We start from the raw sequence: 13,290 nt of genomic DNA, 5'->3' as shown, positions 1-13,290 counted from the left end.
GGGCAGGCCATCACTCGGGAGGCATGCCCAGGCAGCTGCCCCGTTCCGCACCGGTGCAACTGGCCGGCTGCCTTAGGCCGCCCTCGCTGATCGAGATCAACGGGTTGGCGACATCCGGCAGCGGAGCAGGGCCGCGCGGCAAGCTGGCGGCGACCAGCTGTGCTGCCAGTGCCGCAGCCTGGGGGGATGTGCCGGCCACCTCGAGTTGGCCACCCTGGTAGTGGATGTCGTAGTTGCCCAGGCGGGCGCCAATGGCATCGCTGGCGAAGATGGCGTACCTGCCCGGCCGGGCTGACGCCTCGCTACCGGCACTGAGCAAACGCACGCTATCGACGGTATCGCCGTTTATCAGCCCGTCCACCGTGTAGCCATGCAGGGGCAGGCTCTGTCCTATCCACTTCCACGTGTCGGTGGCGGTGATGGTCAGGCCGGCCTTGCCGATGGACAGGGTGCCGTCGACATAGGTGATGTCGTAGTTGGACAGTCCAGTGCCGTCGGCGTTGCCGGCGGTAATGGTGTAGTCACCGACAGTGGCGGTGGCGGCTGTGCCGGTGCTGCCGAGGTCGACCGAGGACACGCTGTCACCGTTGACCAGCCCATTGCTGGTGAAACCATCGAGGCCACCGGTCTGCCCGTAGGTCTTGCCACCGTTGTTGGCGGTGATGGTCAATGCCTTGGGGTCAACCCATAGCTCGCCTTGCACGAAGGCAAGGGCATATCTGCTGGTCCCGGCATTCAGTGTCCCCGCGGAGACATCAAGGGCATACGGGGTCGCCTTCACCCCGGCGGTCGCTGATGCGCCTGTGGAAGCCAGCAAGGGAGTGCCGGTTATCAGGTCGGCGACGCTGTCGCCCAGGTAGGCGCCGGTGACACCTGTCATGGCGCCGGCAATGGAAAAGGCATTGCTTGGATCGATGCTGCCGCCATAGATCTTGCGCAGCGTGTTTGCGGTGATCGTCAGTGTCGGCTGCCAGGCGAACAGGTACCTGTTGTCGGAGCCCGTTGCATGTGTGAAGGCGGCGGTGTTCCACACCGCGGTATTGCCGCTGTCAAGGCCGCCAAATACATGGTTCTGGAACGGAGATGCCAGGTAGACCTGCCAGCGACCCTGGCCGGTCAAGGCAATGGCGCTGCTGCCGAAGCGGTTGTCGAAAACACCGGCGGTGGCCAGGTCCACATTCGCCGCGCGTATCTGGCCGTCCAGGCGCAGCCCTGCATCCGCATCCACCTGCAGATTGCCGGTGGTGGTGGTATTGCCCAACTGCATGCTGCCAGCGCTGCTGATACTCGCCGAGGCGGCATTGATATCCATCCGCCCGCCAAAGTGGTTGCCTGCCTGTCCAAGTTGGATGCCGCCGTTGGCCTGGAACTGGCTGCTGCCGGCAATCCGCAGGGCTGCGGTTTGTTGGATGGTACCCAGTGAGGTTGCGATCAGATTGCCGCCGATGCGGCTATCGCCAAGCCGCAGTTCCTGGCCCTGCACAGTGGCGTCGCCACTCACGATGGCGTTGTCGAGGACAAGCGAAGTGCCCGCGTCTGCGTCCAGATTTCGGGCGTTGACGGCCTGCAGATTCAACCCGGCATCGGCATGGATCTGTACATCACGGCCATCGATCTGCACCTGGCCATCCAGGCGGTTGTCTGCATGCCGCAGGGTGATGTCACCGGTGGCGCGCAGGTCGGCCGTGCGGCCAACGGACATCTGTGCCTGCTGCTGGATGCTGCCGCCGCTGTCCAGGTGCAAGTCACGGCTGGCATGCACCATGCCCAGCGTGAGGTCGCCCGCCGCCACGCGCACGTCCCGCCCGGACAGGCTGGTCACGCCGGTGAACCGGTTGCTGGTGCTCTCCAGCAGCAGGTCGCCCTGCCCGGCGCCCAGCAGCGTGGTACCCGACTGGATGCGGCCGGCCTGCTGTTCGACATTGTTTCGGGAGGAGACCAGCGACAGGCTGTTGGCGGTGATGTCGCCGCCGATGCGGATGCCCTCCACGCCGGTGATCGACACCTGGCTGCCAGTGAGCGCGGTAGCCGTGCGCACCTGTCCAGCACTGGACAGAAGACTCAGCAGGTTGGTGCCGGTGTTGACCGCCGTACCCCCCAGGTCGATATCGCCAGTGGTCACCAGCTGCACGGCACCATTGCTGCCGTTGCGCAGGCTTTCTACATCCAGGTCGCCGTCCGCCCTGAGCAGGATGGACTGGCCCTCGACCGCAATCACGCCATCGAACGCGTTGCCCGGAGCGTCCAGCTGCACGTTGCCACTGGCCGCCAGGTCGCTGCGTCCCTGCACGTTTACCACAGCGTTCTGCAGCAGGTTGCCTGCGTGGGCCGTGGCGCGCAGGTCGCCTGTGGCGTTCACTCCGGCCAGGGTGAGCCCACCGGCGCTGTCGATGCGGATGTCATGGCCCGACAACTGCACGCCAGCAGCGAATGTGTTGTTCACGTTGTCCAGCACCACATCACCCGTGGCGTTGAATACGGCCGTACCCGCCACCGCCAGCGCAGTGCTCTGGGTGATGCCGGCACCGCTCTGCACCTGCAGGCTGGCCGCCTGCACGGAACCCAGGTGCACGCCGCGCCCGCTGAGCCGGGCCGCGCCCGCCGTCGTGACGGAGCCAAGATTCAGTGCGCTGTCGGCACTGAGGGTGATGTTGCTGCCTGCGGCGCTGACCGCGCCTCCGAACTGGTTGGTGCCATCGCCCAGCACGATGTCGCCCGTTGCGGTCCAGGTGCTGGCACTGTCGATGCCGACGGCACCGGTCTGGCTGATGTTGCCGCCCGTGGCGGTGACCGTGCTGGTCTGGCCCAGTGCCACGCTATCCAGCCTCACCGCTTCGCCGGTCAAGGCCGTGGACTGCGCCATGGTGGCATCACGCAGGGTGAGCAGGGCTCCGGCGCTTGCCTGCAGTGTCGTTGCGTCTACGCCGGATAGGGTGAGCGCGCCGAGGCCGCTGATCTGGACGGTATTGCCGCTCAGCGCCACATCCCCCATGAACTGGTTGGCGGTGTTCTGCAGGGTGATGTTACCCAGCGAGGTGAAATCCGCGTTTCCACCCACGTAGTAGCGCGCCGACTGGGTGAGGCTGGTGACGCTGTCGATGGACAGGTTGTTGCCGATATTCAGTGCGGCGGTGGATATCGCATTTCCGGACAGGGACAGGTCATGCAGACGCATGAAGCCCCCCGTGGTGCCTTGCAGGGCCGCGCTACCTGCCGCGTTGATGGCCAGGGTATCGCCATTGTCGGTGGTGCCGTTGAGCGGCCCGTTGATCCTGACCGAGCCAGCCGTGCTGGTCAGCGCCACATCGCCCTGCACGCGGCTGTGGCCCAGGTCGAGATTGCCTTCCGTGGTGATGTCGGCCGCCAGCTGGGTTTCCGCTGCGGTGATGGACGACAGGGACCCGATGGTGCTGATCGCCCCAAGGTGCACGGTGCCGGCCGCAGCATCGAGGCTCAGCGCGTGCGGTCCATTCAGGGTGCCGTAGAACGACAGCCCACCGAGGGTGCTGCTGAGGCTGGTATCCCCCTCGAGTAGCAGCGCGCCGGACCAGGACTGCGCACCCCGTGTGACGAGGTTCTGCGGCAGGTAAAGCGTGGTGCCGCTGGCAAACAGTGATCCGACATCGATGTTGCCGAAGCGCAGCGTGCCATCGGCAACGACCTGGGCCGCGCCGCCGGCCTGCAGCGTGACCGCCCCGCCGAACACGTTGCCGCCCCTGCCCAGCGTGATGCCGTTGGTGGCGGTGAAACTGCTGGTGGTGTCGACATTGATGGCGGTGGCCGTGCTCTGGGAAATGCTGCCGCCGCTGCTGATCGCCAGCGCCTGCGCATCCACGTCGCCCAGGATCAGGTTGCCCTGGTTGGACAGCTTCACCGTGCCGCCCTTCAGGGCCACGCTGCCGCCGAACTGGTTCTGCGGGTTGTCCAGGGTGATGTCGTCGGCAACATCGAACGTGGCCGCGCCGCCTGCGGCGTAGTGACCGCCCTGCACCAGCCCCCCCTCACTCAGCGTGACAGTCAGCGCACCGCTGCTGTCGATGCCGGCACCGTCGAACGTGCCGCCGTTGATCGCCACGCTGCTGGCGGCGATGGTGCCATCCACGACGATGTCGCCACCCTGCAGGTGCAGCGCATCCGTCGATTGGAAGGGCCCCCCCACGTGGATGTCACCGCTGGTGCTGGCCAGCGTCGCCGCGCCGGTCGCGTTGAGCGCGCCCTGCAGGTCGATGTTGCCCACGGTGGAAATGCTGCCGCCCAGCTGGGTGGCACCCGTGCCGGTGCGGGTGAGGCTGGCCAGCACGCTGCTGCCGCCCACGCGGCCCCCCAGGATGGCGAGTTCATCGGTATCAAGCGTGAGCGCCCGTGCCGTGCCATCACTGTCGACGGTACCTGCCAGGCTGATGGTCTGGTTACCGCTGCTGGTGATCGCCACGTCGGCGCCAAGCCTGACGTTGCCCGACAGGCCGATGGCACCGCTGCTGGTGACATTGCCGTTGAGCATGGTGGTGCCAGTGCCCAGGGTCTGCAGCGAGGACAGCGCCGTTGCGCTGCCCACCGCGGCACCGAAGGTTTTGGTGCCTGCGGTGTCGACCGTCATCGCGTGTGCGCCATCCACGGTACCGTTGAAGGACACCGCGCCGCCCGACGTACTGGACAGCATCATGCTGCTGCCCAGCGTCACCGGGCCGGTGTAGGACTGGGCACCGGTACTGGTCACGTCGCCGCCCAGGGTGATTGCACTGCCGCTGGCCGCCAGACTGTCCACATTGAACGCGCCCAGGCGGAGGGCTCCGCTGCTGCCCAGTTGCAGCGTCCCGCCGCCGCCACTGACGGTGCCGCCGAACTGGTTGCCGCTGTTATTGAAGTTGAACCCGGCCAGGCGGCCATCGCTGCCCGCCAGACCCGTGAGGGTGGTCGTCCCGCCGATGATCAGCGTGCTGGTCTGGCCCACGTCCGTCGTGGATGTGAGCAGCAGGTTGCCATCCACCTTGCCGCCCAGCCGGGTGATGGTATTGCTGCTGCTGTTGAGCGTAGCGTGGCCCGTGGTGTTCACGGTAACGGCTCCCTTCAGGGCGCCGGAGGTCTGCCCGATCTGCTTCCCGCTGAGCGCGATGGTGGTGCTGTTGAGCGTCGCCGCCAAGTCGAGGGCATTGTCGCTGACCAGTGAAATGGAGCCGGCGGTCGCGGTCCCCCGGGCGGACAGCGCGCTGCTGGTGCTGGTGATCGAACCCGCCGTGGTGCCGCTGCCGAAATCGATGTTGGCTGGCGCGTTCGTCCTGAAGTCCAGGCTGCCCCCGTAGATGCCCTGCGCCTGCACCACACCGGTGGAGTTGATGCCGAAGAAGAACGTTCCCGATTGCACCATCGACTTCATGTCCACCGATGCGGCGGACAGGTAGCCGGTGTTGTTGATGGCCGAGGCGGCCACCCCGCCAGCGCTTTGCGCCGTGAGCATGTGCTCCCAGGTGCCCGCGTCGTTCGCGGAGGGAGCGGCGGGCTGCATGAAGATGGAGTTGACGCTGTTGGCGGCCAACAGGCTGGCGGTGCCCGCCGCGTTGATGGTGCCGCTGTTTTCGACGATGGCGCCGATCAGGCTCACGCCGCCGGTGGCGGCGTTGATGGTGCCGCGGTTGACGATGGCACCGGGCGTGCCCGAGCCGGTGAAGGTCCACATCGCCGGCAGCGACGCGCTTTCACTCACATCCAGGTTGGACATGATGGGCGGCAGCGATGTGGCCAGCAGCCCACCCACGTTGATCGTGCTTCCGCCGTTGAACACGATGCCGTTGGGATTGACCAGGAAGACGTTGCCGACCGAGGACAACGATCCGTTGATGACAGAGGCGGCACCGGAAATGATGTTGATCGACCCCGCCGCGGTGCTCGGCATGTCGAAGGTCACCGAGCTGCCCTGGGCGATATCGAATCCCGTCCAGTTGATCAGCGAGACCTTGCCGTTCTGGCTGATGACCATCGTGCTGCCGTTCTGGCTCATGGTGGCGCTGTTCTGCACCGGCGCGAAGCCGGTCGGCAGGTCGGCGGCCTGCACGGCCGGCGCCATGGTGGCGAAAACTGCAGTGGCCAGCAGCGAGGGCAGCAGGCGTCCGGCGCGCGTGCTGCGCGTCGCAGGGCGTTGCGGTGCGTTGGCGAATTCGGCGGCGACCTGGATCTGGCCGAGGGCGGCGTTGAAGACAAGGCGGTAGATGCGGTTCATGTCGATGTCCTCAGAACGTGCTGCTGATGCGCGCCCAGTACTGGGTGCTGCGTTGGTCACTGCCGATGTAGCTGCCGGTGGGTTTGGCCGCGCTCATGTCCAGACGCAGCTCCGGTTTCCAGGGCAGGCGCAGGCCTATGCCCAGACCGGCGCCTTCCAGGGTGACGGGCAGGGCGCCCTGGCGCCGGTTGGCTGCGGCCGGCGAACTGCGTCCCCAGTCATAGAACAGATTCACTTCGAGCAGGTCGCCCCAGCGCCGCCCATCGAACGGTGAAGGCGTATCGGCAAAGCCCGGGGCGCTGAGCTGGTACTCGAAGCTGGCCTGCACACCGCGATCATCCAGCGCGCTGGACAACGGGTAGGCGCGCACGCTGGTGGGGCCGCCGATGCTGAACTGTTCCAGCGGGGTAAGCGCATCGTCGGTGAACTGTGCGCTGCCGCGCAGCAGCAGTCGCTGGTTGCCGGGTAGCGCCTGCAGGCGGGCAAGCTGGGCGCGCACGATCCAGAAATAGGCGGTATGCGAGGGATACAGCCAGTTCAATGCCGGCGATTCGTCGTTGATCGACTTGCGCACCGACACCTGTGCCAGGTTGATGCCGCGCCAGCGCTGGTCGGTATGGCGCAGGCTCAGCCCGGCATCGATCACGTCAAAGGTATGCCGCGACAACTCCATGCCCAAGGCATCCAGCGTTGACTGTTCGTGCACCCAACGTGCCGAAGCCTGTACCTGCAGGTTGCTGCGCTGGATGAACTTCCAGTCACTGCCGGCGTAGAACAGGGTGGTGGGCCCGGTCAGCTGCATGGCCGCGAGCGGCCCGTTGTTGATCTCCATCTCGCTGCGGCTGACGCCGGCGGTGGCGCTGAGGCCCGCAACCTTGGACGAGGGGATGCTCAATGACAGGGCGGCTTGCCAGCTGTCGGCCGGGTCCAGTCCGTAGCCCAGACTGGCGGCCAGCACATCGCCCGCGCCCAGTGCGTTGAAGGCGCTGACGCCCAGTTCGGCGCGGTACTTGCCGGTGCTGTCGGTGCCATGGTTGCTCAGCCCGGCAGTGATCTCGTAGGGATGGGCGCTGTCCGCGGCGACGAGGATGATGTCGGTGTCGCCGGGCTCAAGGCCGGGTTGCAGCACCGAGCTGACCGATACGCCGGGCAGGTCACGGGCATACAGCAGGGCGCGTTCGAGTTCCGGCCTGCGCAGGGGGCGGCCGATCAGCGCCAGGCTGCTGGCGCTGAGCTGGTCGTCGCGGTAGCGGCGGCTGCCTTGTACCAGTACCCGTCCTACCCGGCCTTCCATGACCTTCAAGGTCAGGGTCTGGCTGTCACCGATCTGCTGCGGCGGGATATAGGCCACCGATACCAGAAAGCCCGCATCGCGGTAGGTCTGGGTGATGCGGGCGGTGATCTGCTCGATCTGGGCGAAGCTGAGCGCAGCCGGCAGGGTGGGGCTGATTTCGCGCAAGGCCTGGTTGGCTACTGTCTCCACCGAGGCTGTACTGATGCCGTTGTCGGGGTGTTCGCCAACCCCTTCCACGGTGACCCTTGCGACCTGCACGGTGGCGGCCGTCGAATCGGCGGCCTCGGCGGTGCCCGGGTGCGCGAGGGCTGCGGCCAGGACGGCGGCAAGCAAGGCGGCGCTGGCGCGCAGGACACGGGGGGGAATAGGGAGGGTGGTGCTGCCGGGAGCGGGCATCAGTAGGGTAGTCCTTGCGATTCAACGGATTGGCTGGCGACTGAAAAGTCGCGGCCCTACTCTGTTAACCGTCAGAACCCGGGACAGGCGATCACGGAAATCAGGTAATTCCCCCTGTTTGTGATGGATGTCACTTTTTTAGGGTGGACTGCAGGGGCAGCAATCGCTGAATGAATAGGCGGTCCAGCGGCCGGAACGGGCTACAATCGACAGCTCCCTCGCCCCCGTACCAGGAGCTGTGATGTTCCCGCGTGAAGCCCGTATCGAGTCCTACGATCCCGAGTTGGCCAAGGCCATTGCCGATGAGTGCCAGCGTCAGGAAGACCATGTCGAGCTGATTGCCAGCGAGAACTACGCCAGCCCGATGGTGATGGAAGCCCAGGGCAGCCAGCTGACCAACAAGTACGCCGAGGGCTACCCGGGCAAGCGCTACTACGGTGGCTGCGAGTACGTGGACATCGCCGAGAAGCTGGCCATCGACCGTCTGAAGCAGCTGTTCGGCGCCGATTACGCCAACGTGCAGCCGCACAGCGGCTCGCAGGCCAACCAGGCCGTCTACTTCGCCCTGCTGCAGCCGGGCGACACCATCCTGGGCATGAGCCTGGCCCATGGCGGTCACCTGACCCACGGTGCCAAGGTCAATGCCTCGGGCAAGATCTTCAATGCGATCCAGTACGGCGTGAACGAAGCCGGCCTGATCGACTATGACGAAGTCGAGCGCCTGGCGCTGGAGCACAAGCCGAAGATGGTGGTGGCTGGTTTCTCCGCCTATTCGCAGGTCGTCGACTGGGCGCGCTTCCGCGCCATCGCCGACAAGGTTGGCGCCTATCTGTTCGTGGACATGGCGCACGTTGCCGGCCTGGTCGCTGCTGGCGTGTACCCGAGCCCGATCGAACACGCGCACGTGGTCACCTCCACCACCCACAAGACCCTGCGCGGTCCGCGCGGCGGCATCATCATCGCCAAGGGCGCTGGCGAAGAGATCGAGAAGAAGCTGCAGTCGATCGTGTTCCCGGGCATCCAGGGCGGTCCGCTGATGCACGTCATCGCCGCCAAGGCCGTGGCCTTCAAGGAAGCACTGGAGCCGGAATTCAAGGCCTACCAGCAGCAGGTGGTGAAGAACGCCCAGGCCATGGCCACCACGCTGATCGCGCGCGGCTACAAGATCGTCTCCGGTGGCACCCAGAACCACCTGATGCTGGTCGACATGATCGGCAAGGACGTGTCCGGCAAGGATGCGGAAGCCGCGCTGGGCAAGGCCCACATCACCGTCAACAAGAACTCGGTGCCGAATGACCCGCGTTCGCCGTTCGTGACCTCGGGCCTGCGCCTGGGCACCCCGGCCATCACCACCCGCGGTTACCAGGAAGCCGACTGCGTTGCGCTGGCCAACTGGATTGCCGACGTGCTGGACGCCCCGGCCGACGAAGCTGTCATCGCCCGCGTGCGTGATGCAGTCAGCGCACAGTGCCGCAAGTACCCGGTTTACGGCTGACGCGGAGATAACGGGAATGGCGAACAAACGATTGCTCGTATTCCCGTTGTTGTTGCCGCTGATGTCTGGCGGCAACGTTTTTGCCTCTGATCCTGCCAGGTCAACGGAGCTAAAGCCCGCGCCGAACCTGGTCGAACTAAAAATCGATACTTCGGAAAACGGGCAGCCTCTTGGGGTTGCATACGACTCCGTCTGGGGTGTGTGCAGTGTTGGGGCAGTGCAGTTGTTGAGAGGGGATGAGGTGCGGAAGATCGCGGCGAGGCCGCCGGTCGTCACCGACTGTGATCCCGTGCAGCCTTTGTCAAATCCCCGTCAGGCCGAGTATCCGGTGGAGATGATCGAGGCCAATAAGTCTGGTAGCGCACAGGTGGTGGCGCTTATCGATGAAGGCGGGCACGTGATGACGGCGGATGCCGTGTGTGTCAGTGAAGCTGGTTTTGCGGCGTTGGCCGAAAATGTCATCCGCGCGATGCAGTTTGTCCCGGCACGCTGCGGCGTTGACAAGCTCCCGGTAAAGAGCGTGATTATCTTGCCGGTGTCGTACGATGTTCACTACCAACGAACTTTTTTACGCTGAGTCTGCGATGTACTGCCCTTTCTGCCAGCACACTGACACACGCGTGATCGATTCACGCGTTTCCGAAGATGGCGCCACCATCCGCCGCCGCCGTGGCTGCGAAGCCTGTGGCGAGCGCTTCAGTACGTTGGAAACCATCGAGCTCAAGTTGCCGGTCATCGTGAAGAGTGATGGCGGCCGCGAAGCCTTCGATGCGCGCAAGCTGCGGGTTGGCTTTGACCGCGCGCTGCAGAAGCGGCCAGTGTCCGAAGAACGCATCGAGGCGGCAGTACGCGCGGTGGTGCACCAGCTGCGTATGTGCGGCGAACGCGAGGTGCCGTCGATCAAGGTCGGCGGTTTCGTGATGGATGAGCTGCGCAAGCTCGACCATGTCGGCTATGTGCGCTTCGCCTCGGTCTACCGCAGCTTCGAGGACGTGGCGGATTTCCGCGACGAGATCGAAAAGCTCGAGCGTGATCATTCCAGTGACGAGGATCAGCTGCCTCTGTTGGCGCATGCGCGGGCGGAAGCGGCACGGGCAGGCAAGGGCGGCAAGCGCTGACGGGTTGGTTGGCTCGGTAGGGAGGCCGAAGTGGTGACGCAATCAACGGGGCGGCGGTTCTCGCGTAATGGGTTGGTCGTGGCCGCGTTGTGGCTGGCCACGACTGCGCATGCGCAGGAGCGGTCCAGTCCTGCGGATCCGGCTGAGCGCGCCCGGTTGGCCGCGCAGCAGGCTTTCAATGCTGTTGCCGCGCTGGATCAAACGCAGCGCGACCCAACTTCCTGTGTAGGAGATGCCTGTACGCCAGCGATGCTGGCAGGGCGTTATCGTGTCGTCGAAGACGCATTTGCAGGCTCGCTGCTGGAGTTGGGTGTCGGCGGGAACTATGCGTTGCAGCTGGCGTTGTCTCCCTTGCCGCGGAGCTCGAAAGGGCAATGGTCGCTGGAGGACGGCATGCTGTTGCTGCATCCGCGCGATGACCTCGCCAGCACCGTGCAGCTGGTGCCGTATGAAGCCAGGTCAGCCGAGCGCGCGCAGTTGCAGCAGCTGCTTGCCGACCTGCAACAGGCGCATCCGGATCCGGCTGATCGCAGCGGCCAGGGCGAGCTCGAGGAGCTGCAGGCGCAACTGGCAGACACGCACGTAGCAGGCAGGCCGCTGTACGTGAATCTGCTCGATCCAATGAGCGGCGTAGCCAGCGACGGCGTGCAGGTGGTATTGGAACTGGCCCAGGGCGAGCTGGCTGCTGAAGGCGGGTTGGCCGGGGGAAATACCTATCGTTTCCCGTCGCCGGCACCGGGGCAGGTGGTGACTGGCCTGCGTTTGCACTTCTCTGGCATCGGGGCGACGCTGCGTTTGCCGTTACAACCGCCGCTGCGGCCCAGCTACCGGGTGCTGTTCGATGGCTGCGCAGTAGGAATGTGCGAGTCGGAGACGATGGGCATGGTGCTGGAGCAGGCGGAGGGGGGTGTGCGCTTTGCTGCCTGGGGCGTTGGCGTGTTCCAGCGTGTGAACGACTAGTTGTTTGGATGTGCAGGCCGCCGAGCGTGGCCGCGTGAGTTGAATCCGATGAAGATCATCAATCTACAGGACCGGCCCGAACTGTTGCCGGTAATCGCGCTTGCCCATGTGCAGGCCTTCGGCACGTTGTTGCCGGACTGGACGCTGGCCCAGGCCGAGGCCGAGCTGCGTGCGCAGCAGCGCGATGGCATCCCCTGTACGTGGCTTGCCGAAGATGACAGCGGCTGGCTGGGCTCGGTCAGCCTGTTGCATGACGATCACGAACAGATCCGTGGCTGGTCGCCCTGGCTGGCCTCGCTGTATGTAGACGAAGCCGCGCGCGGCAAAGGCGTCGGCGCAACGTTGGTGGCCCACTGCGTGGCGCAGGCGGCGGCGCTGGGTGTGCCGGTACTGTATCTGTATTGCGAAACACCGATGGTGGCGTGGTACCGCAGCCTGGGCTGGCGCGTACATGCCGAGCTGCAATTGGGGCCGTTGGCGATCACCGTGATGGCAACCGATACCGGATCTCCCTGATTTGCCGAAAAGACGGGTGCTGGCACCGGTGCGCATACACTTGGCGCACGGCTACTGCCGAACGGGCAGCACAATCGCAATGAGGTTTTACCGATGAGTCAGTTCACCGCCACCGATCACCTGCTGATGGCTCGCGCGCTACGCCTGGCCGAACGCGCGGCCTGGACCACCCGCCCCAATCCCATGGTGGGTTGTGTCATTGCCCAGGGCGATGAGGTGGTGGGCGAGGGCTGGCATCAGCGCGCTGGCGGCCCGCATGCCGAAGTGTTTGCGTTGCGCCAGGCCGGTGAGCGCGCGCGTGGCGCTACCGCTTACGTCACCTTGGAGCCCTGCGCGCACTATGGCCGCACGCCGCCCTGCGCATTGGCGTTGATCGATGCGGGCGTGGGCCGGGTGGTGGCGGCGATGGCCGATCCCTTCCCGGATGTGGACGGCGGCGGCTTTGCGCTGCTGCGCCAGGCCGGTATCTCCGTCGAGATGGGTTTGATGGCCGCGCAGTCGCGTGAACTCAACCACGGCTTTCTATCGCGCATCGAACGTGGCCGGCCGTTTGTGCGGGTGAAACTGGCCGGCAGCCTGGATGGGCGCACGGCAATGGCCAATGGCGAATCCAAGTGGATCACCGGTGAGGCGGCGCGCGCCGACGTGCAGCAGTGGCGTGCCCGCGCGGGCGCCATCCTGACGGGCGCGGCCACGGTGTTGGCAGATGATCCGCTGCTGACAGCACGCCCGGAGGCTGGCGAATTCCTGCCGCCATTGCGGGTGGTGCTGGATGCCCGCTTGCGCACATTGGAATGCAGACGTGTGCGCGAAGGTGATGCGGCGACTTTGTATCTGCACGATCCGTCGGTACCGCCGCCCGCGCTGGAGGATGCCGAATTTGCCGGGGTGGGTGTGCAGGACGATGGCCGGCTTGATCTGGCCGGGGTGATGGCGATGCTGGCGGCGCGTGGCATCAACGAAGTGCATGTCGAAGCGGGGCCAACCTTGTGTGGTGCCTTGCTCAAGGCCGGATTGGTCGACGAACTATTGCTGTACATGGCGCCCTTGCTGATGGGCGATGGCGCGCGGCCGCTGTTGGCGGGCCTGGGCATTGAGCATATGGCCCAGGCCCTGTCGTTGGAGCTGCATGACGCCCGCATGCTCGGCAAGGACCTGCGCCTGCAGTTGCGGCCGACGGCGCAGATCTGTAGTGGCGCGCGCCACGGAGCGGGGGGCGCCGCGGCCAGCAACCCGCGGCCGCGGAGCGCCCGGGGACCAGGAACACAAACCGCCGGCGGCGCACGAAAAAAAACCC

The 13,290-nt window shown here is 65.7% G+C and carries 7 protein-coding genes and 1 pseudogene; 6 read left to right on the top strand and 2 right to left on the bottom strand.

Going from position 1 to position 13,290, the window contains the following annotated elements; all coding sequences use genetic code 11:
* Positions 1 to 10 precede the first annotated feature (10 nt).
* Both ACVOLQ_RS10820 and ACVOLQ_RS10815 read right to left on the bottom strand, forming a co-directional pair.
* The gene (locus tag ACVOLQ_RS10820; RefSeq protein WP_481528003.1) at positions 11 to 6,214 is read right to left on the bottom strand and encodes an MBG domain-containing protein; all 6,204 of its coding nucleotides are present in this window, start codon (positions 6,212 to 6,214) and stop codon (positions 11 to 13) included.
* Between the two features lie 10 nt (positions 6,215 to 6,224).
* Positions 6,225 to 7,904: a ShlB/FhaC/HecB family hemolysin secretion/activation protein gene (locus tag ACVOLQ_RS10815; RefSeq protein ID WP_481528002.1), complete on the bottom strand. Its 1,680-nt coding sequence runs from the start codon at positions 7,902 to 7,904 to the stop codon at positions 6,225 to 6,227.
* Between the two features lie 241 nt (positions 7,905 to 8,145).
* Between ACVOLQ_RS10815 and glyA the strand changes: the two genes are divergently transcribed.
* The 6 genes and pseudogenes from glyA to ribD form a co-directional block, all read left to right on the top strand.
* Positions 8,146 to 9,399 (top strand): serine hydroxymethyltransferase, encoded by a 1,254-nt coding sequence (gene glyA, locus ACVOLQ_RS10810; protein WP_313172374.1) that lies wholly within the window; start codon positions 8,146 to 8,148, stop codon positions 9,397 to 9,399.
* 16 nt (positions 9,400 to 9,415) lie between these two features.
* Positions 9,416 to 9,976 (top strand): energy transducer TonB, encoded by a 561-nt coding sequence (locus ACVOLQ_RS10805; RefSeq protein ID WP_481528001.1) that lies wholly within the window; start codon positions 9,416 to 9,418, stop codon positions 9,974 to 9,976.
* A gap of 7 nt (positions 9,977 to 9,983) precedes the next feature.
* A complete protein-coding gene (gene nrdR, locus ACVOLQ_RS10800; RefSeq protein WP_313172370.1) occupies positions 9,984 to 10,517 on the top strand; it encodes a transcriptional regulator NrdR in 534 nt (177 codons plus the stop codon).
* A 33-nt stretch (positions 10,518 to 10,550) separates the two neighbouring features.
* Complete coding sequence (locus ACVOLQ_RS10795; RefSeq protein WP_481528000.1) at positions 10,551 to 11,477, top strand: hypothetical protein; 927 nt, start codon at positions 10,551 to 10,553, stop codon at positions 11,475 to 11,477.
* A gap of 48 nt (positions 11,478 to 11,525) precedes the next feature.
* A complete protein-coding gene (locus tag ACVOLQ_RS10790; RefSeq protein WP_481527999.1) occupies positions 11,526 to 11,993 on the top strand; it encodes a GNAT family N-acetyltransferase in 468 nt (155 codons plus the stop codon).
* A gap of 93 nt (positions 11,994 to 12,086) precedes the next feature.
* Positions 12,087 to 13,169: pseudogene (gene ribD, locus ACVOLQ_RS10785) on the top strand (bifunctional diaminohydroxyphosphoribosylaminopyrimidine deaminase/5-amino-6-(5-phosphoribosylamino)uracil reductase RibD); the annotation flags it as partial.
* Positions 13,170 to 13,290: the final 121 nt, after the last annotated feature.

The organism is Stenotrophomonas sp. STEN031 (assembly GCF_056759975.1).
Note: the sequence above shows the minus strand (reverse complement) of the source record. Positions and strands in the feature narration are given on the sequence as shown.